The 26,271-nt window shown below is 33.5% G+C and carries 28 protein-coding genes; 17 read left to right on the top strand and 11 right to left on the bottom strand.

The features are described 5' to 3' along the window. Positions 1–11: 11 nt before the first annotated feature. Positions 12–263, bottom strand: a complete 252-nt coding sequence (locus GWI59_RS14940) for a hypothetical protein (protein WP_161725015.1) — start codon at positions 261–263, stop codon at positions 12–14. Positions 264–436: 173 nt separating this feature from the next. Here GWI59_RS14940 and GWI59_RS14935 point away from each other — a divergent pair, with 173 nt between their 5' ends. After that, entirely contained in the window at positions 437–3,184 is a 2,748-nt protein-coding gene (locus tag GWI59_RS14935; protein ID WP_161725013.1) for a tail fiber domain-containing protein, read from the top strand. Between the two features lie 67 nt (positions 3,185–3,251). Here the strand turns inward: GWI59_RS14935 and GWI59_RS14930 are convergent, their stop codons facing one another. From GWI59_RS14930 to GWI59_RS14920, 3 genes are read right to left on the bottom strand one after another with little or no spacing between them, the layout of a single operon-like run. Next, on the bottom strand, positions 3,252–4,679 hold the full coding sequence (locus GWI59_RS14930; RefSeq protein WP_161725011.1) for a glucosyltransferase domain-containing protein: 1,428 nt from the start codon (positions 4,677–4,679) through the stop codon (positions 3,252–3,254). Next, positions 4,679–5,602, bottom strand: coding sequence for a glycosyltransferase family 2 protein (locus GWI59_RS14925; protein ID WP_161725010.1), 924 nt, complete (start codon positions 5,600–5,602; stop codon positions 4,679–4,681). Before GWI59_RS14925 ends, GWI59_RS14930 begins: the two co-directional genes overlap by 1 nt. Further along, positions 5,602–5,964, bottom strand: coding sequence for a GtrA family protein (locus GWI59_RS14920; protein WP_161725008.1), 363 nt, complete (start codon positions 5,962–5,964; stop codon positions 5,602–5,604). The genes GWI59_RS14925 and GWI59_RS14920 overlap by 1 nt, the downstream gene beginning before the upstream one ends. Before the next feature lie 199 nt (positions 5,965–6,163). Between GWI59_RS14920 and GWI59_RS14915 the strand changes: the two genes are divergently transcribed. The 6 genes from GWI59_RS14915 to GWI59_RS14890 all read left to right on the top strand — a co-directional run bounded on the left by GWI59_RS14915 (position 6,164) and on the right by GWI59_RS14890 (position 9,833). Further along, a complete protein-coding gene (locus GWI59_RS14915) occupies positions 6,164–6,535 on the top strand; it encodes a putative holin (RefSeq protein ID WP_161725006.1) in 372 nt (123 codons plus the stop codon). Further along, complete coding sequence (locus GWI59_RS14910; protein WP_161725004.1) at positions 6,532–6,804, top strand: phage holin family protein; 273 nt, start codon at positions 6,532–6,534, stop codon at positions 6,802–6,804. Before GWI59_RS14915 ends, GWI59_RS14910 begins: the two co-directional genes overlap by 4 nt. 2 nt (positions 6,805–6,806) lie before the next feature. Next, complete coding sequence (locus GWI59_RS14905) at positions 6,807–7,151, top strand: M15 family metallopeptidase (RefSeq protein WP_161725002.1); 345 nt, start codon at positions 6,807–6,809, stop codon at positions 7,149–7,151. Continuing rightward, positions 7,151–7,645, top strand: a complete 495-nt coding sequence (locus GWI59_RS14900; RefSeq protein WP_161725000.1) for a hypothetical protein — start codon at positions 7,151–7,153, stop codon at positions 7,643–7,645. Before GWI59_RS14905 ends, GWI59_RS14900 begins: the two co-directional genes overlap by 1 nt. Before the next feature lie 372 nt (positions 7,646–8,017). Beyond that, the gene (locus tag GWI59_RS14895) at positions 8,018–8,797 is read left to right on the top strand and encodes a nucleotidyltransferase domain-containing protein (protein ID WP_161671623.1); all 780 of its coding nucleotides are present in this window, start codon (positions 8,018–8,020) and stop codon (positions 8,795–8,797) included. After that, positions 8,781–9,833: a DNA polymerase beta superfamily protein gene (locus GWI59_RS14890; protein WP_115065414.1), complete on the top strand. Its 1,053-nt coding sequence runs from the start codon at positions 8,781–8,783 to the stop codon at positions 9,831–9,833. The genes GWI59_RS14895 and GWI59_RS14890 overlap by 17 nt, the downstream gene beginning before the upstream one ends. A gap of 128 nt (positions 9,834–9,961) precedes the next feature. On the opposite strand, the gene sra is transcribed toward GWI59_RS14890, so the two are convergent. Together sra and cutA are read right to left on the bottom strand one after the other, a co-directional pair. Beyond that, positions 9,962–10,195, bottom strand: coding sequence for a stationary-phase-induced ribosome-associated protein (gene sra, locus GWI59_RS14885; RefSeq protein WP_006533006.1), 234 nt, complete (start codon positions 10,193–10,195; stop codon positions 9,962–9,964). A 394-nt stretch (positions 10,196–10,589) separates the two neighbouring features. Then, positions 10,590–10,898, bottom strand: coding sequence for a divalent-cation tolerance protein CutA (gene cutA / locus GWI59_RS14880; protein WP_006533005.1), 309 nt, complete (start codon positions 10,896–10,898; stop codon positions 10,590–10,592). 368 nt (positions 10,899–11,266) lie between these two features. Between cutA and GWI59_RS14875 the strand changes: the two genes are divergently transcribed. The 4 genes from GWI59_RS14875 (at position 11,267) to GWI59_RS14860 (ending at position 14,743) form a co-directional block, all read left to right on the top strand. Beyond that, entirely contained in the window at positions 11,267–12,250 is a 984-nt protein-coding gene (locus GWI59_RS14875; RefSeq protein ID WP_072064136.1) for a sugar-binding transcriptional regulator, read from the top strand. A gap of 240 nt (positions 12,251–12,490) precedes the next feature. Continuing rightward, positions 12,491–13,246: a molybdate ABC transporter substrate-binding protein gene (gene modA / locus GWI59_RS14870; RefSeq protein WP_109400602.1), complete on the top strand. Its 756-nt coding sequence runs from the start codon at positions 12,491–12,493 to the stop codon at positions 13,244–13,246. Between the two features lie 100 nt (positions 13,247–13,346). Then, positions 13,347–14,123, top strand: coding sequence for an ABC transporter permease (locus GWI59_RS14865; RefSeq protein WP_072064134.1), 777 nt, complete (start codon positions 13,347–13,349; stop codon positions 14,121–14,123). Further along, positions 14,117–14,743 (top strand): ABC transporter ATP-binding protein, encoded by a 627-nt coding sequence (locus GWI59_RS14860; RefSeq protein WP_161671622.1) that lies wholly within the window; start codon positions 14,117–14,119, stop codon positions 14,741–14,743. Before GWI59_RS14865 ends, GWI59_RS14860 begins: the two co-directional genes overlap by 7 nt. Positions 14,744–14,763: 20 nt before the next feature. On the opposite strand, the gene GWI59_RS14855 is transcribed toward GWI59_RS14860, so the two are convergent. The 3 genes from GWI59_RS14855 to GWI59_RS14845 all read right to left on the bottom strand — a co-directional run bounded on the left by GWI59_RS14855 (position 14,764) and on the right by GWI59_RS14845 (position 17,212). After that, positions 14,764–15,456: an XRE family transcriptional regulator gene (locus GWI59_RS14855; RefSeq protein WP_072064132.1), complete on the bottom strand. Its 693-nt coding sequence runs from the start codon at positions 15,454–15,456 to the stop codon at positions 14,764–14,766. A gap of 110 nt (positions 15,457–15,566) precedes the next feature. Continuing rightward, a complete protein-coding gene (locus tag GWI59_RS14850) occupies positions 15,567–15,824 on the bottom strand; it encodes a hypothetical protein (protein ID WP_006532995.1) in 258 nt (85 codons plus the stop codon). A gap of 599 nt (positions 15,825–16,423) precedes the next feature. Continuing rightward, entirely contained in the window at positions 16,424–17,212 is a 789-nt protein-coding gene (locus GWI59_RS14845; protein WP_161724998.1) for a glucose 1-dehydrogenase, read from the bottom strand. Positions 17,213–17,465: 253 nt separating this feature from the next. On the opposite strand from GWI59_RS14845, the gene GWI59_RS14840 reads away from it, so the two are divergent. Then, complete coding sequence (locus GWI59_RS14840; RefSeq protein WP_161724996.1) at positions 17,466–18,170, top strand: RNA ligase family protein; 705 nt, start codon at positions 17,466–17,468, stop codon at positions 18,168–18,170. Beyond that, positions 18,167–19,303, top strand: a complete 1,137-nt coding sequence (locus GWI59_RS14835) for an AAA family ATPase (protein WP_109400598.1) — start codon at positions 18,167–18,169, stop codon at positions 19,301–19,303. The genes GWI59_RS14840 and GWI59_RS14835 overlap by 4 nt, the downstream gene beginning before the upstream one ends. Before the next feature lie 126 nt (positions 19,304–19,429). Here the strand turns inward: GWI59_RS14835 and GWI59_RS14830 are convergent, their stop codons facing one another. Continuing rightward, a complete protein-coding gene (locus GWI59_RS14830; RefSeq protein WP_115065412.1) occupies positions 19,430–19,921 on the bottom strand; it encodes a DUF4822 domain-containing protein in 492 nt (163 codons plus the stop codon). Positions 19,922–20,880: 959 nt separating this feature from the next. Between GWI59_RS14830 and GWI59_RS14825 the strand changes: the two genes are divergently transcribed. The 4 genes from GWI59_RS14825 (at position 20,881) to GWI59_RS14810 (ending at position 24,993) form a co-directional block, all read left to right on the top strand. Continuing rightward, positions 20,881–22,101 carry a PfkB family carbohydrate kinase gene (locus GWI59_RS14825; RefSeq protein WP_109400596.1) on the top strand — a complete coding sequence of 407 codons (1,221 nt, stop codon included), beginning with the start codon at positions 20,881–20,883 and terminating at the stop codon, positions 22,099–22,101. Positions 22,102–22,128: 27 nt separating this feature from the next. Next, positions 22,129–22,866 (top strand): glutamine amidotransferase, encoded by a 738-nt coding sequence (locus GWI59_RS14820; protein ID WP_006532984.1) that lies wholly within the window; start codon positions 22,129–22,131, stop codon positions 22,864–22,866. A gap of 128 nt (positions 22,867–22,994) precedes the next feature. Further along, positions 22,995–23,951 (top strand): DMT family transporter, encoded by a 957-nt coding sequence (locus GWI59_RS14815; protein WP_115065411.1) that lies wholly within the window; start codon positions 22,995–22,997, stop codon positions 23,949–23,951. A gap of 10 nt (positions 23,952–23,961) precedes the next feature. Then, the gene (locus GWI59_RS14810; protein WP_006532982.1) at positions 23,962–24,993 is read left to right on the top strand and encodes a methylphosphonate esterase; all 1,032 of its coding nucleotides are present in this window, start codon (positions 23,962–23,964) and stop codon (positions 24,991–24,993) included. 109 nt (positions 24,994–25,102) lie between these two features. On the opposite strand, the gene glpX is transcribed toward GWI59_RS14810, so the two are convergent. Further along, on the bottom strand, positions 25,103–26,083 hold the full coding sequence (gene glpX / locus GWI59_RS14805; protein ID WP_006532981.1) for a class II fructose-bisphosphatase: 981 nt from the start codon (positions 26,081–26,083) through the stop codon (positions 25,103–25,105). Between the last annotated feature and the right edge of the window lie 188 nt (positions 26,084–26,271).

The following is a 26,271-nucleotide window of genomic DNA, read 5'->3' as shown; positions in this document are numbered from 1 at the left end:
GCTTTAATTTTTCACTTTCTCAATTCAGCTAAAATACATTCCACTAACGGTATTATATTTTTATTGCCTCTCATCTTCTGGACTATAAAATTTCTCATTGCGATAAGCTCTACAAGTGGAGCAGATACATCATGGCCATCATCTTCCATTTTTGTTAAAAGCGCTTCAAGACTTGATTTGGTAATTAACTTTTCAATCCCTTCATCGGTATTCACTACATCTGGATAGTTAGCTGGTGCAGGGTATTTATACTTCTTTTCCATGGCTAAAGTCCTCACTAATGAAAATAATTACGCAAACTATAATAATGTAAATGCATAAAAATGTTCATCTAAACGGTTAATTTAGTTTTCTATATGATAACCATTATTCCGAATATGGATATATTTTATAGTTAAACGTATCATATCCTCATTAACACCAGAGGAGATGAGCAATGACGGTATCTACTGAACTAAGCCATGAAGAGTATGTAGGTAATGGCGTAACAACGGATTTTGATTTCCGCTTCCGTATCTTTGAAAGCAAACATTTGATTGTTGTGGTTGCTGACAGCGAAGGCAATGAAACAACATTAAAGAATGGTACTGATTACACTATTGTGGGAGCTGGTTCTTATCATGGCGGTAAGGTGGTTTTAAATAAACCATTAGCTCAAGGCTGGAAGATATTATTAGAACGCGATTTACCTGTTGTACAAGAAACTGACTTACGTAATCAGGGGAAATTCTTTGCTGAAGTACATGAAGATGCTTTTGATTACCTAACAATGTTAATTCAAAAAGCATTGGGTACTTTCTCTTTAAGCTTACGCAAGCCTACCTATCTATCAAATTACTATGATGCCAAGGGCAATCGTATTGCTAATTTGGCACCACCTAAGTTCGGTAGTGATAGTGCTAATAAAGACTACGTTGATAACAGTATCAAGGACATTGATAGCAAGACGTTGCGAGTGAAAGATAAGCCGATTAATGCGTTACCAAATACTGAACAACGCGCCAATAAAATTTTAGCGTTTGATGATAATGGTCAGCCAATTACTGTTTTGCCTGAGAGTGGTTCAGCTTCTGATGTGTTGATTGAATTGGGTAAGCCTATAGGTGCTAGTTTAGTAGGTACTGAATCCGGTAAAACTGTACAAGAGGTTTTTTCTGAACCAGAATCTAATTATATAAAATCCGTAAAATGTAGATTACCAATGTATTTTAATGGGTACGATGATGCTCTAAATAAGATAAAAAGTGAAACAGACGGGAAAGGATCTATTAATCCTGACGGAATGAGTATAGATGAAGATGGAAACTATTTCATATCTTGCCCGACATCTATTAGTAATATGAAATCAGCCAGCTCGTTAGTAATAGTTTATTCGAAAAAAGGAGAAACACTGACGTATTTCTGGATGCCTCCTTTAACGTCAACATTGAGTTTTAGAGTTGATGGTTCGCTATCTAAAGGTTGGAAAATATTTGGAAGATCTTTAAATTCTTTGGATACTAATTATGGTGTAAGCTCTTTGATTTACTGGGAAATAAGCAGTTTACCAATAAAAGATGAAGTGTTAGATATATCAAATGCTACAATTACTAATTTTCCAGTTGGTCAATTATTCGACATAAAAGATAACTATGTAATATCAGTTATTACCCGCAAGGCTTTGGCAGCGGCTACATTTTGCAGAGTATCAGTATTTGATATTGATAAGCAAAGAATCATCGCTGAGTTTTTCATTCCGAAAACGATGATTGCGTATGATACTCAGACAGCATGGGTGGATAATGTGCAATATAGTGTTTCTGAAATTTATAAGAATACATGGAAAATACAAGATTTTGCGTACAATCATTTAAAAAATACATTTGTATTCAGTGTTGGCGGTGTCTATCAAAAAGATCATCCTTCCAATGGAAACCCTGATGATACTTATCATGATATTGGAGTTTTTGAAGTAAATACCCACGGTGAGTTATGTCGTAGTTCAGTTGTAAAAGTAGATGGTTTGATAAAAGAAATAGGCACACCACTATTATCTGGCGGAAAGCTAGAAATGGAAGGTGTTGCAGTGACAAATGATGGTGTAATGTCTTGTGCTGTATACAATACAACTACTGACATTAAAAACGCTGAATACTTAATTATTAAAGAGTTTGATAAAAATTCGAAAGACCAATTATCACTGGTCAAACATGCGTCTAAGCATGGTATATTTAGAGGCTTGAATTATGACGGATTGGTCGGTGCAAGTGGGAGAACATTAAATCCTATCACACATCTCCCTTTTGCAAATATCAATGATGTTTTAGATTCTATGGTGTTTTTAGATATACCAAAGATCTCCTTTCAATTGAAAAATGAAATGGAATTATTTGAAAACATAAGACTACTTAAGAATTTATTAAATACGACTGCTAAAGTGGAAATTGAATCTTTAAATGCAGGATCAAGATTTCTTTTAAGTGTTAAATCATCACTGACTACTTTAACGAGTTTTTATATTTATGGTACTGTTAAAAATTGGTCTCTACAAAGAATACCAACCATTTCCCATGGTTTGAAATTAACTCAAGCAGGAACAATAACATCTACTAGCGATAACCTAGGTGATATGGGCGTTCTATCTAGTAACATCACCAGTTCTAATAGAACTGTTACAATAGGTGACTCTCATAAGTATGAAGGGGCAGGTGACTCTGATTATCACTCGCCAAATCGTATATTCTTTGAAGTTTCTAAATCATATTCGGATGTAAACAGCAGGATGTCATTCAGTATACAATACTCTAGTATTACACCAGGTGTTGATAGTGATATTTCACTTGGATCTGCTAGTAATAAATGGAAAGACATATACGCAACTAACAGTGCAATTATAACATCAGATTCAAGGAGAAAAACAAAAATTCAACCCATTGAATCAATCGAAGAAAATACTGCAAGAATGCTTAAATCCTTAATTAAGAAATATAAAATGAAAGATGCTGTTTCAGAAAAAAAAGAAAACGCTCGTTGGCACTTTGGGGTAATAGCTCAGGACATTATTGAAGTTTTTAGCAAAAACGGACTTGATGCGCTTGATTATGGCATTATATGTTATGATGAATGGGAAGAAGAAGGGAAGTTAAAAAATTCTTATGCTGTTAGATATGATGAATTAATGTGTTTTATTATTTCATCATTATAATTAATTTCGTTATAAAATAATTTTTATTAGACACATGTATATAAAAATACATGTGTCTATATTATTTTTATTTTTCTATCACAAATAGATTTTTATCAAAATGATAAGTATTATAATTTATACCTGAGATTAATAACTGCCCATTTTTTAATACTTTGTTTTTACAATTATTATCGCAGTAGTATATTTTATAATTTATCTTATTTATTGAATAATAATTAAGATACCAATCTGATAACAAGTAATTGTATATATAGGTATTTATTAATGGAAATGATTTCTTATATCCAGATATTCCTTTTAAATTATCTACAGAATAGAGATAAACTTTTTTAAAGTTAGAAGTGTTATTATTATTAATAATTGATGAAACAACATTCAATTTAGATGTATATGTTTCATTTGAAATTTTTGTCATTTCATAAAATGATGACATGTATATAAATGAAATAACTACAGTAACAACACATAATAATTTTTGAAAGATAATAAACTTAAATTTATTAATAAATAAAACACTACACATAGTTAACAATGGGAAAGAAAGTAAAGCCCTTCCTGATACTGGTGGATTTTTAAGTATCAATAAGCTACCGAATGATAATAAAAATATTAAAAAATATATTATTAATAATGAAAATAATCTATTATAGCTAATTTTTTTAATTATGCTTAAATAGCATGATACAATAATAGGCATTGCATAAAAAAAAGCCAACAAAAAACCAATCATACCACTAAATAGCAATGAAATGTATTTAATATATTTTTCTGTATTTAATGATATCAAACTAATTGATTCAACTGACAATGGTAATATTTCCGACCTCATTTTTGTATATTCAGATATATTATCATGATTATATATAAAGATTTTATAGATAGCAAAAGATGAAATTAGAACAAAAATACAGGATAGTCCTGATTTGAACAAATAAAGTAAACTTTTATTTTTGTTTATTATTTCTGCAACAAAACAAAGTAACACCATTGAAATAAATGAATTAATTGATGCTTGATAGATGGAAATAGAAATAACCATCATTATTAATGATAGTATTTTATTTTTAATTGATGATTCAACACAAAATAAAGCTGATATAATTGAAAGAGATAGAGCTATTGACATTTGCAGATTGTCAAATTGATAAGATAGGTTATCTAAATAAAAAGGAGATATTACTATTGAAATAGAGCACAAAACTTTTAAATACAAGGTTGAGTCTTGTATATATCTATCAACAAATAAAAATGCGGAGTAACATAATATCACTACAGATAAAATAGTAGATGAAGGGAAGATGTTTAATATAGAACCATTTCCAAATAATAATGAAATTATTGTTGCAAAGTATCTACCATTATGATCCCATCCATAAGGATATGGCATTCTTATTATATCATCACTATAAAGGTAACCACTAAATAATAATGGAGAAATATAAAGAATTGAAATAATAATGCTTATTAGTTTATAATAGTTTTTAGATTCCATTATTTTTTTCCTTTGTTTTTAAGTAGATACTTAGGTCTTTTCTTGCTTTCAACATATATTCTTCCGATATACTCACCAAGAACACCGATACCAATAAGTTGGATTCCGCCAAGGAATAAAATAGAAACTAATAGTGATGGATAGCCAGGTACCGGGTTTCCCCAAATAAGCTTATCTATAATCATCCAGCAACCATAAACAAATGAAATGGCACCAACAAATAAACCAATATAAGTCCACATACGGAGTGGGAAGGTTGAAAAACTGGTGATCCCTTCTAATGCAAGATTCCAAAGCTTCCATCCGTTAAATTTGGACTCACCAGCGGAACGCTCAGCACGAGAATATTCGACAATATCTACTTTCCCACCAACCCAAGATAGAACGCCTTTCATAAATAGATTGCGCTCAGGAAGCAACTTAATATTCTCAACAGTCTCACGAGACATTAAACGGAAGTCACCCACGTTTTCCTCAATCTTTGGTGTGCTGATTTTATTATGCAGTTTATAGAACCATTCTGCTGTTTTGCGCTTTAACCAGCCATCAGTAGATCGGTCAGTTCTTTTTGCTAAAACAACATCGGCACCTTGTTTCCATTTCTCTATTAATTGTGGGATAACTTCTATTGGATCTTGCAGGTCAACATCAATAGGGATTATAGCTTCACCCGTTGCATGGTCTAATCCAGCAAAAAGTGCAGGTTCTTTACCAAAGTTTCTAGTAAAGCTCAGTGCGACTACTTGCTTATCAGCTAATGACAACGCATTGATGATATTTTCAGTTGAATCTTTACTACCATCATTAATAAAAATAATTTCAACATCATATTTTTTTAGTTCTTCATTTTCACGAACCATTTTATAAAAAATAGGTATCGCTTCTTCTTCGTTTAAAACAGGAACAACTAAAGAAATTTTCATTACTCTATTCCTTTAAAGACAAATAATTTTGAGTAGAAAAAACCAAGAACAAGGCTAATTGCTGAAAACGCAACTAGAGTAATTATTGGCATCGCATCGAGTTTATCGGCTATAAATCCAGTCAAGTAACTTAGTACACACATAAATACTGTGAATGCAATATATCGGCCACCGGTTGCTTTCTTTTTAAATGTAAACTTAGCATTAGCAAAGAAGGAGAAGGTGACAGCAATGATGAATGCGATTAGGTTCGCAGTGGCCTGAGTTGTGGAAACTAAATAAACCAAAATACCGAACACCACCCAATGCAAGAGTGTGTTAATAACACCGACAGAGAAGTACCGTGCAAATAGCTGGAGCATAATTACATTATCTATAATAAAAATTGATGTGAGAGTTTATCACTAATGTAAATTTAGGTCAGCATTCTATATGTTTGTTTTATAAAATAGTTTTTATTACTAATAGCATAATAATGCTTATTTATTCTTATTTGCATTTTTGTTTATTTTGTCGGTTGTGTAGTATCATGGTTATTCATTAATCACTGGTACTACACTTATGCAAGAAGATGTCTATACAAAAGCAGGGATCGGCGCTACTGCTTTTCTTGGTTACTTCGCAGGGCTTCCAGCAGAAGTTATTATGGGTTCACTGTTGGGAGCCATCTTCTTTACTACTGCCGCTACTGAATATAGCTTTAAACGTAGATCGCTATTGGCTTTTCTCAGCTTCGTTTGTGGCCTTATATTCTTTAGCCCCGCAGCAACTATCTTTATTTCTGTTACTGGTCTTTTCGGTGTGAAACCGGAGCAATACGAAATCGAACATATCGATGCCGTCGGTGCTTTTGTTTCCGCTTTGCTTGTGGTTAAGTTAAGCGTAAAAGCATACAGAAGGGCTGATATACCGAAACAAGGGGGGCAACAATGAAATGCGAAACATTGCTTACTATTGTTAATGCCATCATCTGTACCGTCACATTTCTACGTGTGTTCTATTTTAAACGTGACGGCAGACAACACTGTAAAAAAGGTGGATGGCTAGCTTTCCTTATTCTTTCTTACTCTTCAAGCGTACCTATTCGCGCTTACTTCGATCCTAATTATCACGCTGATATCGACAACATCTTTGCCAATTTCCTGATCTGCACAACGTTGCTGGTCAATAAAGGCAATGTCATCAAGTTTATAAAGGGTTGAATATGTCATTAGTTGATAAACAGAATATATTTACAGGTATGGTTGCAAAGCTAATCACCTTTGCTCAGCAGAAGGAATATAAGCTGACATTTGGTGAAGCTTATCGAACACCAGAACAAGCACAACTTAATGCAAAGAAAGGATCGGGTATTAGTAACAGTCTTCACACTCAACGTTTAGCAGTCGATTTCAATCTATTTGATGCTAACGGTAAATACCTTACAGCCACCAGCGACTATAAAGAACTGGGTGAGTATTGGGAGTCATTGGGTGGAAGCTGGGGCGGGCGTTTTAAAACTCGTCCTGACGGCAATCATTTTTCATTAGAGCACAACGGGGTTCGCTAATGAATAAAACCGTCATCGCGTTAATTGCTTTGGCTGTTTCCTTTACCGCTGGCTTTGTTGCTGGCGGTATTTATTTTGATAACCAAGCAATGAATAAACAGATTGCAGGTAATCAACTAGATGAAAAGGATGTGGCCACAAATATTGATCTGCGTAAACAAGCAGACAATGAACAGCAGAATAGGTTGGAGATATATCATGACGCACAACAGCATGATACGATACGCACAGATGCTTTGCTTGATCGTGTTCTTAATCACTTTGACAGGGTGCAGTTCTCAACCAGTACCACGAAAACAGAAGTTGCAAGTACCGATAACACCAATACCTGCCGAGTTGAGAAAGCCAAAGCCAGTGAACTTTCTAGACAACTACGAGAAACACTTGAACGATATGGGCGTGAAGCTCAGCGCGCAGATGAAAATACCAGAACACTCAACCTTTGTATTTCAGAGCTGGAAGCAAAGGAAAAACTCCTCAATTCTTACCGATGAAAAAGTAGACAGATTTCATAATGACGGTATCGGTGACGGTGTTAGTGATATCTAATTTAACTATAATTTATATTTATCAATTAGTTAAGATATTAGAATATAATTGAGTGGGAATAAAATACCGTTTATCAGCAATAGTTGATAAAGGTTAAAAAACTAAGAGCCATCAGTAAGTTACTGGTGGCTTTTTTGTATGTTTCTATTTATTAGTGATAGGCTTATTTTTATAAATAATAAACTCAATAAAGTTTTGGATTGATATTTACTCACTTAACGGTAATTTAGAATAAGTTTTTCTATCGTAATTAATAGCGCCTTTATTATTCGTGCCAAGAGATCTTGCAAATTAAGAAAATAGGAGATAAGGAAATCATGCATAATGAGATATTAAAAAAGTTGCCGCAAATAGAGCAAGAGTATCAAGTTAAATTACTTTATGTTGCAGAAAGTGGTAGCCGAGCTTGGGGGTTTGCTTCAACAGATAGTGATTATGATGTGAGAGGTATTTTTATACGTCCACGCAATGCTTATCTTTCTATTGATAAACCTAAAGAAACCTTCGAGTGGATAGAAAATAGTTGGTTTGATGTTGGTGCTTGGGATATTACAAAAGCGCTGCACTTATTACGTAAATCGAATTGCATATTATTAGAATGGCTCCAATCGCCAATAATTTATCAACAATATTCTAATGTTCAAAAAGAGTTATTTGAACTGGCAAAACTCTATTATCAACCAAAAGTAATTGTTCATCATTACAGAGGAATTGCTAAAGTTGTGAGTAGATATTCTCCTGAAAATAACTCTAAAAATGAGATTAGTGCAGAGCCAATAAAATTAAAAAAATGGTTCTATATGTTACGTTCTCTTTTATCTGCCTATTGGACGGTGAAAACGGGTGAAATTCCACCTATGGAATTGGATAAACTGATAAAAATTTTAACTGTTGAAGAACAAAAAATCATCAAAGAATTAGTAGAATTTAAATCAGATAAAAATGAATATTTTACTTGGGTTCCAACACATACGATGCAATATCTAGTGACTTTTTTATGGAAAGAGACAAATGTCCAATTAACCAAAAGAATAGTACCTGATAATGATATTTTAAATAATTGGTTTAGGAAAAAATTAGATGAAACTGACTATTGAAGATATAAAACCTTACCTTTTATTTGAAAGTATCGCTGGAAGTCGTTCACATAATCTTGCGACAGAAAAATCAGATACAGATATTAAAGGAGTCTTTTACCTCCCTAAAGATCTTTTTTATGGGTTGGAATACACACCACAAGTAAGTAATGAAAGCAATGATATAGTCTATTATGAGCTTGGGAGATTTATAGAACTATTATGTGCATCTAATCCTAATATTTTAGAGCTACTTAATTCACCTGAACATATGGTTATTTATCGACACCCTTTAATGTCATTAATAAAGCCAGAATGGTTTTTGTCTAAAACTTGTGTTCAAACATTTGTACATTATGCACAAAGGCAGGTTAAGAAGGCTCAAGGGCTAAACAAAAAAATAGTAAATCCAGTTGAAAAAAAATTAAAAACCATTCTCGATTTTTGTTATGTCATTGAAGATGGAAAAACAATATTAATCAATACGTGGCTAAAAAATCGGCATTGGAAACAAGAACATATTGGGTTAACAAAACTTACCCACACACAAGATATTTATGCAATTTATTATGATGATAAAGTGTCTTATCAAGGAATAATAAAAAAAGAAAATGCTAATGATGTATTGCTAAGTAGTATTTCTAAAACAGCAAAACCAGAAGGTTATCTTAGCTTTAATAAAGAAGGTTATAGTGCATATCGCAAGCAATATCATGAATATTGGCAATGGGTTGAGCAACGTAATGATGTTCGTTACCAACAAAACATCGATCATGGAAGAAATTACGATAGTAAGAATATGATGCATACTTTTAGATTACTTTATATCGCACTAGGGATAGCACAAGAAGGGAAAGTGAAGGTTTGGTGTGATAATAGAGATGAATTATTAGCAATTAAAGCAGGACAATTTAGTTATGATGAATTATTAGAGCGTAGTGAAATTCTTATTAAGACCATTAATAATGCATTTCAACTAAGTCTATTGCCTGATGAAATTGAGCCTTCAATTGCAGAAGTTGCTCTTATAAATATAAGAAAAGCGCTCTATAAATAGTAGAAAAATGAACTAGCCTAGAAAACTAATATCCCTTACATAATGTAAGGGATATGCTATTTTTAATATTTTAAGTATACAAACTAAATACGAAAATATTTATTAAATAGCGTTTGCGTATGAAAATATTAATTAGTTGCAAGATACTCAGGATAAGCATCTGTTAACTTCATATAGATACGCTTGTGCGTTGCTTTCTTTCTGAAATCCTGTTTTAAACAGATTTTAGCTGCATTTTTTAACTCAGCAGGTACATTTTCAGCGTTTGTAGAGGCAATAATGGAAAAACGCACTTTCTTTTTAGACCGACTTAAATTATAAGGTAAACCTAAAATTCGTCTTGCGACTCTGTTTGTTTTCACAACTCACTCCTTTTTACATGTAATTTAGAGAAAGCCCTTTTATTATAACAGAAAATAAAAAGAATAAGGTGTTGATAACCTTATTAATTTAGCATTAAAGGCTATTTTTCTATAATTTTTAAAACATATTTAGGTTAATAAAAAATGTTTTTCTAATCGAAATTTAATTAACTAACTAGATTGTCGTTACTTTAAATTAGAATATTTATTCTTATAAAGAGTATTTAAATACTGTTATTATTAAAAAACAATAAATTTAGTTTAATATTAACAATTGGTTACTTGTCTTATAATTTAGATGATAATGATATAAGATGTTTTAAATTACAAATAATTATCATCTTTTTGAAAAAAGATATTAGAAAAGAGATCTCAATAAAAATTTAACGTTATTTTAGCCCAAGGAAGTATGGATCCAATTAAGATAACCTTTAAAACCATTTTCAATCGGTATTATAATCACTTCGGGAGTATCATAGGGATGTATTTCGACAAGAGCATCAATTAAGTTTTGCTGTTTACTTTTTTCAGATTTTATCATCATAAGTATTTCATTATCTTCAATAATTTTATTATCCCAATGATAAATAGATTTAACTTGAGGTATTAAGTTTACACAAGCAGCAAGTTTTGTATTGATGAGGTAATGCGCAATTTCATTAGCGATTTTTTCATTTGGTGCTGTAGAGTATGCAATTATCATTGTTTGTCCTTTTAAAATTAATTTGATTTTTCATAGCAGTAATCAGGCTTGATGATTTTAATTTTATCAAAATAAAACTTTTTAAAACTTAAATCTAATATTTTTATTTTTAGCGAAATAAAACAGTATTTTCAAAAAAAACTTTCTCGATATGAGCTGTTTACGGCATTATTAAGGGCATTTTACGTATTATAAGGTTCTTGTAGTAAAGAAAAATATAAGAGTGCCGATATTATTGGTAGATTAATGAAATGTATCTATTTGTGTTATAGGCTTAATTTGGCTAAAGGCATTTTATTTTCAATAATATCTCTAATATAAAATAAACTAATTAGTCATAAGATTTATAAAAATTTGTGGGGTTTAAAATGGATAATAATTCGCTAAAAAACGCGAGTTTATTTGATAATGATCCCGTTCTCTATGCAGCGTGGCTTTACTATCAGGACGGACTCAGCCAAAGTGAAGTTGCAAATATTATGGGTGTTTCTCGTGTTACTGTCGTGAAATATTTGCATTTAGCTAGAGAAAAAGGATTCGTAAATATTAACTTGGATTCATCAGTATTTTCTACGATTGATTATGCCCTCAGAATAAAAGCAAAATTCGATCTTAATAATGTGCTTATTTTACCTGATGAAGAAAAGAATAAATCACAACATACTTTAAATATGAACAGAGAAAGGTTAGCGAAAGCAGGAGCAATGTATCTTTCTCAGATAATTAATGACGATGATATTTTAGGTGTTGCTTGGGGACGAACAATTTATAAATTGGGTAATTATCTTTCACCCAAGTCATTAAAAAATATCACAGTACTACAAATGATAGGCGCCGTAGCGCCACAGCCTGATTTTAAAACAACAGAAGCAGCCGCGTTAATTGCAAACAAGTTGTCAGGGTGCAGTATTAATTTGCATGTACCTGCGGTAGTTTCTAGTGCGCGCCTAGCAATGGAACTTCAAGCTGAGCCTATTATTAGGCGCAGTTTTTCGGCGCTAAATCAGTGTAATAAAGCCCTTTTTGTTGTGGGTAATACATTTGATGACAATCCTTTGGTAACAACGGGGGTTTTAACGAGTAGTGAGATGGCTCAATATCGTGATTTAGGCGCTGTCGGTGTAATTTGTGGACGTTTTTATGATGCGCAAGGTAATCCTTTAGTTTCTGATATTGACCTTAGGATAATGGGAATAAGTCTTGCTCAGTTAAGACAAATAACACAACGACTTTTTATTGCTGGTGGTGTGGAAAATATTCAAGCAACAATAGGGGCGATAAAAGGAGGTTATGCCACTGATATTGTGATTGATGAAGTCACAGCGTTGGCATTATTAGAGTTAGATAATTAGTAATAAAATCCTCGTGAAAGCGAGGATTTTTTGGCAAATGACTATTTAAGATCTACTTATCTCTGATAATAAGCATTTATTTTGAAAGGCCTTTTCTGTAAATCTTATACATAAAGAAAAAGATAAAAATGATAAGTTGTTAACATTTTTATCTTTTTTTAATATGAGTCTCTTGCCTTAAATGCTTATATCATTCATTATATAAAAAATTATATAACGATGATTGGGATTACCATATTTATGAAACGCCAATTGCTTGCTAGTTTAGGATTAGCATTAGGATTAATTTGTCATAATACATTTGCAGCTGAGCTTCATCTTTATGCAGGGGCTGGATTAAAACAACCCGTAGAGCAGGTTGTGAGTGTGTTTGAAAAAGAGACAGGAAATAAAGTCACTATTGAATATGGTGGTTCAGGCCAAATATTAACACGCTTTAATCTAACTAAGCAGGGAGATTTATTCTTTCCTGGGTCACAAGACTATGTTGAAAAGTTAGATAAAGAAGGGCAAGTGGTTAATCAGTATTCTATTATTCGCCATATTCCAGTTATTGCTGTGCGTAAAGATAAAGTGGGGGATATTAAAACCCTAGAAGATCTTGCGAATAGTTCATTAAAACTAGGTATGGGTGATGCTAAAGCTATCGCATTAGGAAAAAGTGGCGAACAACTTATTGATGCATCAGGACAAGGCGATAAATTACGCGATAAAGTTGTGGTTCGCACTGCAACAATTAAACAATTGCTTATGTATTTATTAAATGGGGAAGTGGATGCTGCCATTATTGGATATGCAGATGCAATGAAAAATCAAGATAAACTTGTTTTACTTCCAGTTCCTGAAGGTAGTCCAGAAGAAGTGGCAACACTTGCTGTTTTAAAAACATCAGCAAATCCAGAAGAAGCACAATTACTTGCTGATTATTTTACTCGCTCTGAAGGGATCAAGGCTTTTACTGATTATGGTTTTCTTCCTGTAATTTCGAAACCATAAATTTTTTCTCACATAAATTGTGTTTTTTTGCCACCAACTCACTGGTGGCTTTTTTCATTATCACAATAAAATAAATATTTATCTTAAAAAAGGAAATAACGTGTTTCGATGGGCATTAATTCCACTCTTTTTATTGTTATTTCTGATCTTAGGATCGCTAATTGCGCTGATATGTCAACTTTCTTATGTTGAATTGAGGCAAGTTATTATTGATCCTGAATTTCATTTTGCTATTGGTATGTCACTCAGTACAGCGCTAACTTCTTTATGTTTAGCAATTATCTTAGGTGTACCCGCCGCATGGGCAATGGCAAGAATTCCTTTTAAAGGGCATCGTTTCATTGATGCGTTATTAGATTTACCTTTGGTGACTCCTCCATTAGTTATCGGTATCGGATTATTATTGTTATTAGGAAATCAGGGGCCTTTAACAGGTATTTTCCCTGAGTTATCTCGCTCTCTTTTTTCACCATTGGGTATTATTATTGCTCAAACTTATGTTGCTAGCGCGATTATTATGAGAAACAGCCTTTCTGCTTTTAAGTCGGTTGATCCTGCTTATATTCAAACAGCACAAAATTTAGGATTAACACCAACAAAAACATTTTTCTTAATTGAAATACCACTTTGCTGGTCAGCTCTAATGAGTGGAAGTATTATCGCATTTTCTAGAGCCTTAGGTGAATTTGGCGCTACGTTAATGTTAGCTGGTGCAACAAGGTTAAAAACCGAAACGTTGCCTATGGCAATTTATCTAAATATCGCCAGTGGAGATTTCACCTTGGCAATAGGTTGTGCGCTCGTTCTTATCGCTATCGCGATTACTTTATTATTTGCGTTGCATCGTTTACAGCGAGAAAGGAAGGCATCATGTTAGAAATTCGTTCATTAACATCGGGCATATTAAAAGATGTCTCGTTAAAGGTAGAGAAAGGAACTTGCTTAGGAATAAGTGGTACATCAGGAAGCGGTAAAACTACACTTTTAAATGCGATTGCTGGATATACTTCGTACTCTGGAGATATCTATCTTGCAAATAAAAATATAAATGAACAGCCAGTGTGGTTGCGTTCTTGCCGATATTTAAATCAACGGCTTTATTTATTTCCGTTTATGACGGTGACACAAAATTTATGGCTAGCACAATATGGTGCAAAACAGAAAAGAAGTAAGGTGAGAGAAAAGGCGATATTAGAGCAAATGGGAATTGCACATCTTGCTGAACGTTATCCTTATCAAATATCAGGAGGTGAGCAACAACGTGTTGCATTGGCAAGAGCTCTTATTAGCCAACCCAAACTTTTACTACTGGATGAACCTTTTTCGAGTTTGGATTGGGAAACACGTTATCAACTTTGGGATTTAATGAGTTCCTTAAAATCTAAGGAGATAACGATGATCATGGTTACTCATGAGCCTCGTGAAATAAAAGCGCTAGCAGATAAAACGGTTTTATTGTCTAAAGGACAAGTTGTTACTGAAAATTCTATACTATGAAGTTATTGATTGCTTATTGATCACCAAGCCATTACTGACCAATGGATAATACGCCCCATAATTTTTACAGAACTTGTTTCCGCTGATTCATCAGGAAATTCGTCTTTATTATAACTACGTATAATTAATTTACCGCCAGGTTGACGATAGAGTAGTTTTATTCTAAACAAAGCATCTTGTTCGATAGCATAAATACCACCATCAACAATACGAGTATTGCCTGTATCGACAGTAACTGTTGAGCCATTTGGAATAACGGGTGACATACTGTCGCCATAAACAGAAAAGCAGATCACGTTCTGAGATGATGCGCCATAACGGCGTAATGTGCTTTTTGAAAATCTCAATTTATATCCATTATGATCTTCGTTAGTACAACAACCGTCACCTGCTGCGAGCTCGATACTTTTAAAATAGGGTATTTCTACTTCATCATCACCTAAAGGAGTATTACTGTCCCATTCACTTACAGGTTGCCATTCATTCTCTGGTGGAATTTCAGAAGTTGCATTGGTTTGTTCTTCACCTCCAAGTAGCCAAGCCAAATCACAATTTAACGCTTTTGCTAATTCAGGTAAAAAACGGGGACGTTTAGTTTTACCGCTTTCTAGTTGTTCTATGGATTGCTGTGTCGTACTTGCTAAAGTGGCAAGTTCTGATTGTGTTAAACCTAACGCAATGCGTTTATCTTTGGTACGTTTCGCAATAGACATTAGTGACTCCTAATACGTGTCCTTACATATTCAAGTACAAAGAGTATATCGTAAAAAGAAAACAAATTAAATTGTATTTTACCTTAAGAATAAAATTAAGAATAGATTAATTACTTAATTTTGAAAACGTCATCTGCACTATCTGGTGGGGTGAGATAAGGATTTTCATCAGTGACTTCAGGATCTCTCAAGACTTCTCCACAGAAAATAATAAGGTCAGGTCTTTTTTGTTTTAAGTAGTTAAGTCGCGTTGTGCATTCATCTTTAGTATAAATTGTTTCTGTAACAGGAACAGCATCACAAGAATCATTTCCACAAGGACTTACCAACAATACATAACCGACCAGCATGAGCTGTGAAGTAAACATAAAATATCCTTTTAACTATTCATGTTTGGTCATCAAAATCAGACCGCTAGATTACCTATTTGTTGATAAAAAAGCAGTTTCTATTTGTCTTAAATAGCATTAATGATGCAAAAAAGTGTATTTGATCACAATTTTTCTAGTGTTTGTTTGTATTTTTTTGTAATGTATTATAGGCGAATAACCTAATCATCAGAGAATAATACGCTATTGATATATTGTGAAAACAAATAGAATTGTTTTTCAGTCTACTTACTTGTTGTAATATTGTTATTTGCATTATCTAAATTAATATCCCCCATAAAATACTAATTTAAATAATGTTTATTAATTATATAAATTCAGTTAAAAAACAGATATCTAGTATTTACTCAAGACTAAGTGTTTATTGGACAGAACACGCCGTTATGGCATGGCTAACAGAGAAGGGGCCTATTCCAAGAGAACTCGAAAATTAGATATACCATTTGTTTCAGATAGAGAGCTTATTATTTTCAAATAACTTGATTAACTCTGAAAATATTGTGCTTTATTTAGAACGAGAGTAATTAATAATACATCCCACTTTCTAGTAATATAGAAAGTGGGAACTTTATTGTCGATTAACCTTTACCAGATTGAAAAGAGGAATAAAGTGTCATCCCTCCGTCAATAAAAATAGTCTGTCCTGTGATATAGGTTGATTGTTCAGATGCTAACCAAGCGGCTACATTAGCAACGACTTCTGGCTCAGCAGCATATCTCATGGGGATCATCTCTTCTAATTCTTCACGAAGCGTATCATCTTGCATTTTTTCTTGGTTGATGGGGGTATTTATTGCTCCAGGGCCAATTGAATTAATTTTAATACCCTGACTTGCATATTCAAGAGCGAGAGATTGAGTTAGCATTCTTACCCCACCTTTACTTGCTGCATAACTTGCAAAAGTGGGCCAAGGGATAATTTCATGAACTGAAGATATATTAATGATATTGCCTTGAATTTTATTTTCTACAAAATATCTTAGCGCAGAGCGGGCGGTAAGAAAGTAACTCGTTAAATTCACATCTATAATTTTACGCCAATCAGCTAAATCAACAGCATGGGAAGGTGTTTGTGTTTCAATACCAGCATTATTAATAAGAAGATCAAGCTTGCCAAAATGATTGATGGCACAATAAATAAAATTATGGGCAACATCTTCGTTGCTAATATCACCCCCAAAAATAATGGCTTTACCTAAATTTAATTTATTTAAATCATCGGCAAGGCATTGAGCCTCTTTTTCGTCAGAATGATAGTTAATCACGACATTCATTCCTTCAGCGACTAATCGTGACACAATAGCAGCACCAATTCCTCTTGATGACCCCGTAACGACAGCGACTTTTCCTTTAAGATCGTTGTACATACTTCCTCCGATATTCGATTTGAAAATTAAGCAAAAAGTAATATAAGAGATAAATAAGATTATTTATCTAGCACTCTACTAAGCTTATGGTTAATATAGCCACTTATTTATTTTTCACTTCTCTTTATTGTAGGTTGTTATTATGTAATACGCATTAAGGCACTGAAAGAATCGTGCAAATACAGAAAAATTAACTTACCAAATTTATTTTAAAAATTTGGTAGAGCTTCTGTTACTTAATGAGTATTAAATAATGAATAATCAATCACAAAAATATGATAGAACCTATCACTATCCTTTTTCACCAGGCACAACAAACGACGATCGTATAAATGCGCAATGGTGGCAGGATATTTGTCAAATAAAACAACTTATCCATACAGAAAAACTAGATGGAGAAAATAATTGCCTAAATAAAATGGGGGTTTTTGCGCGTTCGCATGCAACTCCAACGCAATCAGCGTGGACATCTCAATTGTGTCAACGTTGGCAAATGATGAAAAATGATTTAGGTGAATTAGATATTTTCGGTGAAAATTTATATGCCATTCATTCTATTGAATATGCACACTTAGAAGAATATTTTTATGTGTTTGCGGTTCGTTATAAAGATAAATGGCTAGGTTGGGAAGAAGTGCAGTTTTATGCTTCTTTGTTTGATCTTCCTACTGTGCCAGAAATTAAATTGCCTGAATGTCAGGATAAAACAGAGTTTGAAAATATGATTGTTTCACAAGCCAAACAGGCAAGTTTTTTTCAATCTCAAGATGTTTTAACTCAAAAACCAAGTCCAATGGAAGGTATTGTTACACGAGATGCACAGTCATTTTCTTTAAATGATTTTTCTCATCGTGTTTTTAAATATGTTAGAAAAGACCATGTTAAAACAGATGTTCATTGGAAAAAAAATTGGCGGCGAGCCCCTTTAATCTGGGAAAAAACACAGGAGTCTCAATGATGCTTCATAAAAAACTACACACTGAAATGTCATGGGAACACCTTTGTGAACTGTATGATGAAATAAATGATATGGCTGGTGTTATACAAGATCCTATTCATCATGCAGAAGGCGATGTGGCGATACATACACAAAGAGTAATCAATTCAGTGAAATCATTGCCAGAATATACGAGGCTAACTGAAAGAGAACAGCAAATTTTATGGATCTCAGCACTATTTCATGATGTAGAAAAACGCTCTACAACCCGGGAAGAAGAGGGACGTATTGTTTCACCGGGTCATGCACGTAAAGGTGAGCTAACAACACGTCTTTTTCTATATAAAAAAGTACCTTTGAGCTTTGCTGATAGAGAGCAGATCGCTGCTTTAGTTCGCTTTCACGGTTTACCGTTGTGGGTGATGGATAAACCTGATCCTAAAAAAGCTCTGCTTGCTGCATCACAGAGAGTAGATTGCTATTTATTAGCATTATTAGCTAAAGCTGATGTTTTAGGGCGAGACTGTGAAGATAAACCAGCTCTTTTTGATAAAATTGCGTTATTTACACTTTATTGTGAAGAGTTAAATTGTTGGCGTAGAGCTGCTCCATTTCCTTCAAATGATGCTCGTTTTCACTATTTTTATACAGACAGTAGTACGGATTGTAATTACGAGCCTTATCCTGAAAAAGGAAGTGAAGTGACAGTGTTATGTGGATTACCTGGTATGGGAAAAGATACCTTTATTCGCCAACATTGTGCAGATCTTCCGATTGTGAGTTTAGATGATCTCCGTCGCCAACATAATATTAAACCTGATAACAGAGATGCTAATGGCTGGATAGCACAGCAAGCAAAAGAACAAGCTCGTATATATTTACGAGAGCATAAACCTTTTGTTTGGAATGCCACCAATATTACAAGAAAAATGCGAGATCAACTTATCTCTTTGTTTTATCGTTACAATGCAAAGATTACGTTGGTATATATTGAAGTCCCTTATGCGCAATGGCAGAGGCAAAATAATGCAAGAAACGAAGCAGTGCCAGCTAAAGTAATGGAACGTATGTTGAATAAATTGGAAGTACCAACACCAGAAGAGGCACACAAAGTGATTTATTGGATTGAAGGTCAATCTCAGACCATATTTTAATTAATTGATTAATCTCGGTGAAATGTTAAGTCGGTTATAAAATAAATGAGGGTTACTTATAAAAATAAGTAACCCTTTTTTACTTATTGAGTAGGATTAATTCACAAGTAAAACAACGTACTCAATTTACTTTTTAACGTGATGGATAATATCGAAATAGACATTACGATCATCAGCATTTGGATAAATACGATAGGTGTACTCATCATCTTTAACTGTGATATTTTCTACATCACGGGTGAATAGTGTTTTACCTTCAGTATCTTTGGCAACTAAGGTGCGTATTTTGCCATCGTCTGACATTGACCAGTCACCTTGCATTTTTTGTTTACCTTCTGGCGTAAACATAATAAATGTGCCATTAGGGTAGTATTCTGCAAGCCCAAAATAGTTGCTAACTTGAGCATTATCTGGAGTTGTTTTATTTCCTTTTTCATCGATAGCGTCAGTTGTTATCCAAACTTTTTCTATCATGATTTTCTCATAATCGTTAAGTTCTTTTTGAGCCTGAATAACATCTTGAGTTTGAATGTTAGTAGCAGTTGATGAACTTTCTGCAGCAAAAAGAGAAAAACTAGCGCTTAATAATGAGATTGCGATAAGTGATTTTATTTTCATTGATATATCCTTATTTTACGTTGTGCTTTTTGTCAGTAATTTATGTTATGTCTGACGGTATGGATAAATTTTAGTATAAAATGAGTGAAGTGCGAGGAAATAATTATGTCTAAATGTTTCTAAAAAAAGAATTTTTGACAAATCTTACTGGTTAGAAATATTCAATACACTATATTTATTAGCATTATTATCTCCATTTATTCTTATTATAGATTTAATTGCTATAGGTGGCGTAATTAAAAAAAACAAATCATATTTATAGATAGCACAAAAAATAGATAAAAATCTTTCTTGATTTACAATATGAATTCAAAGATTGACTCATTGGTGAATTAAATAGACAAAGATGATGACGTTTTTATCTAACTAAATGTTACTTAGGTCACAAAAATGAAAGATGAAAACTGAGTGTGTTTTAAGCATTGCTTTTGCATTACTTAAGTAATTTACGTTCTCTGGTGAAAAGATAACATTTTCTTTGGTGTTTAATGATTAAAATGTCTTTATGGTAAATGTGTTTTAAAAATCAGAGATGATAAAAATAATTAATGCATTGCACGATTCAATTAGATTGTATTTTATTTAAGCATTATTACGGATAGTTTATAGTGATATAAAATGATTTCTTTTGTAAGATCTTACATATAAAAATAAATTTTATTTTTATATGTAAATCAATAATATTATTTTCCGTATAAAAATAAAAAAGCAATATTAAATTTATTTATATTAATAAGGTAAGACGACATTGTAAATTTACTCATTTTTTTCTAAAAAAAGTATAAGTTAAAAATTCATTTATTAAATTATCTTACTATTGTCATTGTTTATTTCTGTTTCTTTTTGTTTTTTATTTTTGTATTTCTGCTTTTTTTTGCTTTTAATAAATAACATATGATTGTAATCACAATCCCATAACAACTAATAAACTAAAGTTGTTGCCATAGAGGTAACATTAAATGAAAGCAGAACGTCATAAAAAAATAATTAATCTGATTAAAGGTAATGGTGCAGTAAAAGTTTCTGTTTTGGCTAAAGAACTTGATGTTACCAAAGAAACAATACGATCAGATTTAAATACACTCGCAGAAAAAGGAATTATAAAAAGGTGCCATGGTGGTGCTTTTATAGAATTTGAAACTTTAGATAAAGTTGCAAAAAAAGAAATTATACAATTTCTAGAATGTAATGATCAAATTGATAAAAACGATTTAGCAAACAAAACAGCAATAAATAAGGTGTGCGTACTAGGTTCATTTAATGTTGATATGATTAGTTATCTTCCTAGATTGCCAGAAGCCGGGGAATCCTTATTATCGAATAAGTTTATCTTCTCACCAGGAGGTAAAGGTTGTAATCAAGCATTGGCGGCGAGTTATGCTGATGCACAGGTGCATTTTATAACGAAGATAGGTACTGATCAATTTAGTGATTATGCAGTTAATTTTATATCATCATCAAGAATAAAAACATCAACGATATATCAAACTGAAAATTATCAAACAGGAACTGCATCTATTTTTGTTTCTGAAGAGAGTGGGGAAAATATTATTTCTATTTATTCTGGCTCTAATATGGATATTACTGCTGATGAAGTAAAAATACAAAAAGATAAAATTATTGATGCGGATATAATTTTACTTCAATTAGAAACAAATATTGAGGCATTAAAAGAAATTATTGCTATTGGAAACGAAAATAATATACCTATTATTCTTAATCCAGCACCTTATAATAAAATAGTTAATGAATTACTTCCAATGATAGATGTATTAACACCTAATGAAACGGAAGCCAGTTTATTATCTGGAATAGAAGTACTCGATTTAGAATCTGCAAAAAATGCTGCAGTTTCTATTTATCAACAAGGCGTAAATAAAGTGGTTATTACGCTGGGTAGTAAAGGTTCGTTAGCTTATGACGGATATAAGTATATTTATTCGCCGGCATATCCGGCAGTTGTAAAAAATACAGCAGGGGCAGGTGATGCTTTTAATGGAGCGCTCGCTGCCTCGTTGGCAAAAGGAAAGCAGTTTTCTTATGCGTTACGCTATGCATCAGCTTTTTCATCATTAGCTGTTGAGACGAGTAATGCTTCAGAAATGCCTGAAGATATTAATGTCATGCATCGCATCAATCAAACAACATATTCACAGATTGTCACCCAATCCCCTGAATAAATAATCTTTTTTGAAAGAGGAATAAAAATGAAAATCTTATTTATTGGTGAGTCATGGCACATTCATATGATCCACTCTAAAGGCTACGACAGTTTCACTTCCAGCAAATATGAAGAAGGTTCTACGTTCTTATTAAGTTGCTTAAGAGAAAAAGGTGTTGAAGTTGATTATATGCCTGCCCATACCGTTCAGGTTGCATTTCCACAAACGGCTGAAGCATTGGCTAAATACGATGTCATTGTTATTAGTGATATTGGTGCAAATACGTTCCTTCTGCAAAACGATACGTTCTATAACATGAAAGTCATTCCTAACGCATTAGGGTTAATTAAAGAGTTTGTAGTTAATGGCGGTGGCTTATTAATGATTGGTGGTTACCTGTCATTTATGGGTATTGAGGCTAAAGCAAACTACAAAAATACATTACTTGCAGAAGTTCTGCCTGTTGAAATGCTGGATGGCGACGATCGTGTAGAAGCGCCTGAAGGTGTATTTGCAAGTGCTGTAAACGCTGAGCATGCATCAGTAAAAGGCTTTGGTGAATGGCCTATGTTCCTTGGCTATAACAAAGTTTCAGCTAAAGAGAATACAGAAACCGTTTTAAATATTGGCGAAGATCCATTGCTGGTATTTGGTCAGTTCGAAAAAGGAAAAACAGGCTGCTTTATGAGTGATTGTTCTCCTCATTGGGGTAGCAAAGAGTTTTTAGCATGGCCTCATTATGCAGATATGTGGGTTAACATTCTTAAACAAATTGCCCGTTAATTTGAATTAAGAATAACTGTAATAAAAAGTAAAAAAGCGCAGAGTTGCCGCTCTGCGCTAATAAAACCGATTACTTGAAAAATAAAAAAAGAAATCACTCATAGCCAATAATCCAAAAGGAACATCTTATGAGTACAAAAAATTTATCAACACCATTGCTGATGTTAGCAACTGTGTTAGCAGGTATGCTATCACCAATGCAGTCTGCGGTGAATGGGCAGTTAGGGCATGTTTTAAAAGATGGTAACGCCAGTGCAGTTATCTCTTTTGCCAGTGGTTTAGTGGTGATGTTTTTTATCATTATGTCGAAAAAACAGTATCGCCAACAATTTGCTTCAATTCCAAGTTTAATTAAAACGCGTAAAATCCCATTATGGAACTGGTTTGCGGGTCTTTGTGGTGCAATGGTTGTTTTCTCTGAAGGAGCTTCTGCGAGCGCGTTAGGAATTGCAACATTCCAAACAGCATTAATTTCAGCACTCTTATTATCAGGTTTATTATGTGACCGCTTTGGTGTCGGTGTTGATGAGAAAAAATATTTCACACCATATCGTGTATTAGGTGCAATATTAGCTGTTGTTGCAACTTTATTTGTAGTTTCTCCACAATGGCACTCAACCTCATTTATTTATTTAGCAATTTTACCTTTTCTGGCTGGTTTATTAGCCGGTTGGCAGCCAGCAGGTAACGCTAAAGTTGCTGAAGCAACAGGTTCTATGATGGTGTCTATCACTTGGAACTTTATTGTCGGCTTCACTGTTTTAACGATTGCTCTCATTGTTCGCATGGCATTTGGTCATATCACTCTTGAATTACCAGGTACTTGGTGGATGTATTTAGGTGGTCCTTTAGGACTTATGTCTATCGCATTAATGGCTATTTTAGTACGTGGTTTAGGCTTACTCATGTTAGGTGTTGCTTCAACAGCGGGTCAGTTGTTAGGTTCTGTATTAATTGACTTATTATTACCGTCATTAGGCAATACCGTTTATTTAGTGACAATCATTGGAACATTATTTGCGTTAGTGGGTGCGATTGTAACTACAATTCCTGAATTCAGAGCGACTAAGTCAGCAAAAGCGTAGGAGTATCGTAATGAAAGGTTATATTCAAACCGTAACTGGCCCCGTGAAAAAAGAAGATATGGGGCTAACATTGCCTCATGAACACCTTTTTAATGATCTCTCAGGTGTTGTTGATGAACCTTTTTATGAATTCTCGCATGTGTTAGTTGATAAGAAGGTGAGTGCAGATATTCAGTGGGGACTTAAATACGATCCATATTGCTGTTGCGATAATATGGATAAAAAGCCTATCGAAGATGTTATTTTTGAATTAAATAACTTCAAAGAGTTAGGAGGCAGAACAATTGTTGATGCAACAGGATCTTCATCAATTGGACGTGATATTAGAAAATTAAGACAAGTTGCAGAAATCACTGGTATTAACGTTGTTGCTTCTTCAGGACTTTATATTGAAAAGTTTGAAGGGAAGCGTTTGGCTGATGATATTGATGCAATGGCAAAAATCATTGATGATGAATTGAATGTAGGTATTGATGGTACTGATATTTGTGCTGGCATGATTGGCGAAATTGGCGTTTCTCCATTCTTTACTGATGGTGAAAAAAATAGCTTACGTGCTGCTGCCATTGCGCAAAATGGTAATCCTCATGTTTCAATGAATATTCATATGCCGGGTTGGCAACGTCGTGGCGATGAAGTTTTAGATATTCTATTAACAGAAATGGGATGTAACCCCGCTAAGATTTCATTGGCACATTCGGACCCATCAGGTAAAGATATTGATTATCAATGCAAAATGTTAGATCGCGGTGTTTGGCTTGAGTTTGATATGATTGGTCTGGATATCTCTTTCCCTAAAGAAGGGGCAGCACCAAGTGTTATGGATACCGTAGAAGCCGTCGCAACCTTAATTGAAAGAGGTTATGGCAGCCAAATTGTATTAAGCCATGATGTGTTCTTAAAACAGATGTGGGCGAAAAATGGAGGAAATGGTTGGGGATTTGTTCCTAATGTATTCCTTTCATTATTGGCTCAACGTGGCATTGATAAATCTATTATTAAAAAATTATGTGTAGATAATCCAGCTAATTTATTGGCTTAAATCTGAAGTGAGTAAATAACAATAAATATACCCCTTGAAGTAAATTTAGCGGCATCTTAATAAAGTGCCGCTTTTTTATGTTTCAAGGAAAAGAAGACAAAATGAAGCATTAACGTAAATGGAAATTTTCAATATAACGCAATGAATGCGTTGAACCATTAATGACTAAAGAGTGTGTTTGTAAGTATTGAGCTTGTTGATTAACACCAGATAAAAAATCACCTTTGGTAATTGCTGTTGCTGCAAACATAACATCTTGGTTACGTACTAATGTGTCTAATGACAATTTAATATTTACATCGGTACCCATTTTGTGGCAACGAGCAATTTCAGAAACGGCATATTCTCTATTTTCCGCACTATTTCCTTTTGCAATATCTCGAGTAATCAAACGTGCTTGCATATCACCGCCTAATGCCTTAGCGATAGCCGCACTAATTACGCCCTCAGGTGCTCCGCCAATACCATACATAACATCAATACTGTTATTAGGCATTGTGGCATATAAAGAAGCTAAAACATCACCATCAGGTAGTGTAATAATATTAATACCTTTCGCGCGCAGATCTTTAATAATATCGTGGTGACGTGGTTTATCTAAAATAGCAAGCGTTAGCTGTTCAATAGGTTTATTTAATGTTTGTGCAATAGCATCAAGGTTATATTCAAGGCAATGGTTAAGATCAATCACACCAGCAGCTTGTTTACCAACAATTAATTTCTCCATATACATGTCAGGAGCTTGTAAAAAACTGCCTTCAAAGCCAGCGGCTAAAATAGCTAGGGAATTATTTTCACCCATAGCGACCATGCGTGTACCGTCAATGGGGTCAACTGCAATTTCTATTTTATCGCCTTTCCCATTTCCTACTTTTTCGCCAATATAGAGCATAGGCGCTTCATCTATTTCACCTTCACCAATGACAATTTCACCATTGATATTTAGATTATTTAAACGTTCACGCATGGCACTGACAGCAGCATCATCTGCTGCATTTTTATTTTGTTTTCCAATCCAAGGCATTGCTGCAATAGCTGCGGCTTCTGTTACAGAAGCGATAGCATTAGTTAATTCGTCATTTAATTTCATATTATGAGTGTGTTTTGCGATATAAATGGAAGATTAAGTTAGGTTGCCGATCATACCTTTTTTTCGAAATTGTGTGCTAGGTTTAAATCAAGAGTTCTCGAAATAGATTATTTAGGAATAAACTAAGATAAATCTGTGAAAATTAAAGTATAACTAAGGGGAAGAGATTAAAACTATGTGATGCTTAA

The sequence above is a fragment of the Proteus sp. G2673 genome, from assembly GCF_009915125.1.
GTDB classification, from domain to species: domain Bacteria; phylum Pseudomonadota; class Gammaproteobacteria; order Enterobacterales; family Enterobacteriaceae; genus Proteus; species Proteus penneri.
Note: the sequence above shows the minus strand (reverse complement) of the source record. Positions and strands in the feature narration are given on the sequence as shown.

Excerpts from the sequence above, each read along its gene's own strand:
- GWI59_RS14890 (WP_115065414.1), top strand. The coding sequence starts at position 8,781 with ATGAAACTGACTATTGAAGATATAAAACCTTACCTTTTATTTGAAAGT.
- GWI59_RS14820 (WP_006532984.1), top strand. The coding sequence starts at position 22,129 with ATGAAAATCTTATTTATTGGTGAGTCATGGCACATTCATATGATCCAC.
- GWI59_RS14810 (WP_006532982.1), top strand. The coding sequence starts at position 23,962 with ATGAAAGGTTATATTCAAACCGTAACTGGCCCCGTGAAAAAAGAAGAT.
- GWI59_RS14840 (WP_161724996.1), top strand. The coding sequence starts at position 17,466 with ATGAATAATCAATCACAAAAATATGATAGAACCTATCACTATCCTTTT.
- GWI59_RS14830 (WP_115065412.1), bottom strand. The coding sequence starts at position 19,921 with ATGAAAATAAAATCACTTATCGCAATCTCATTATTAAGCGCTAGTTTT.
- GWI59_RS14815 (WP_115065411.1), top strand. The coding sequence starts at position 22,995 with ATGAGTACAAAAAATTTATCAACACCATTGCTGATGTTAGCAACTGTG.
- GWI59_RS14860 (WP_161671622.1), top strand. The coding sequence starts at position 14,117 with ATGTTAGAAATTCGTTCATTAACATCGGGCATATTAAAAGATGTCTCG.
- GWI59_RS14910 (WP_161725004.1), top strand. The coding sequence starts at position 6,532 with ATGAAATGCGAAACATTGCTTACTATTGTTAATGCCATCATCTGTACC.
- GWI59_RS14905 (WP_161725002.1), top strand. The coding sequence starts at position 6,807 with ATGTCATTAGTTGATAAACAGAATATATTTACAGGTATGGTTGCAAAG.
- glpX (WP_006532981.1), bottom strand. The coding sequence starts at position 26,083 with ATGAAATTAAATGACGAATTAACTAATGCTATCGCTTCTGTAACAGAA.
- GWI59_RS14825 (WP_109400596.1), top strand. The coding sequence starts at position 20,881 with ATGAAAGCAGAACGTCATAAAAAAATAATTAATCTGATTAAAGGTAAT.
- GWI59_RS14915 (WP_161725006.1), top strand. The coding sequence starts at position 6,164 with ATGCAAGAAGATGTCTATACAAAAGCAGGGATCGGCGCTACTGCTTTT.
- GWI59_RS14930 (WP_161725011.1), bottom strand. The coding sequence starts at position 4,679 with ATGGAATCTAAAAACTATTATAAACTAATAAGCATTATTATTTCAATT.
- GWI59_RS14900 (WP_161725000.1), top strand. The coding sequence starts at position 7,151 with ATGAATAAAACCGTCATCGCGTTAATTGCTTTGGCTGTTTCCTTTACC.
- GWI59_RS14855 (WP_072064132.1), bottom strand. The coding sequence starts at position 15,456 with ATGTCTATTGCGAAACGTACCAAAGATAAACGCATTGCGTTAGGTTTA.
- cutA (WP_006533005.1), bottom strand. The coding sequence starts at position 10,898 with ATGATAATTGCATACTCTACAGCACCAAATGAAAAAATCGCTAATGAA.
- GWI59_RS14925 (WP_161725010.1), bottom strand. The coding sequence starts at position 5,602 with ATGAAAATTTCTTTAGTTGTTCCTGTTTTAAACGAAGAAGAAGCGATA.
- GWI59_RS14835 (WP_109400598.1), top strand. The coding sequence starts at position 18,167 with ATGATGCTTCATAAAAAACTACACACTGAAATGTCATGGGAACACCTT.
- modA (WP_109400602.1), top strand. The coding sequence starts at position 12,491 with ATGAAACGCCAATTGCTTGCTAGTTTAGGATTAGCATTAGGATTAATT.
- GWI59_RS14845 (WP_161724998.1), bottom strand. The coding sequence starts at position 17,212 with ATGTACAACGATCTTAAAGGAAAAGTCGCTGTCGTTACGGGGTCATCA.
- GWI59_RS14935 (WP_161725013.1), top strand. The coding sequence starts at position 437 with ATGACGGTATCTACTGAACTAAGCCATGAAGAGTATGTAGGTAATGGC.
- GWI59_RS14940 (WP_161725015.1), bottom strand. The coding sequence starts at position 263 with ATGGAAAAGAAGTATAAATACCCTGCACCAGCTAACTATCCAGATGTA.
- GWI59_RS14875 (WP_072064136.1), top strand. The coding sequence starts at position 11,267 with ATGGATAATAATTCGCTAAAAAACGCGAGTTTATTTGATAATGATCCC.
- GWI59_RS14850 (WP_006532995.1), bottom strand. The coding sequence starts at position 15,824 with ATGTTTACTTCACAGCTCATGCTGGTCGGTTATGTATTGTTGGTAAGT.
- GWI59_RS14920 (WP_161725008.1), bottom strand. The coding sequence starts at position 5,964 with ATGCTCCAGCTATTTGCACGGTACTTCTCTGTCGGTGTTATTAACACA.
- GWI59_RS14895 (WP_161671623.1), top strand. The coding sequence starts at position 8,018 with ATGCATAATGAGATATTAAAAAAGTTGCCGCAAATAGAGCAAGAGTAT.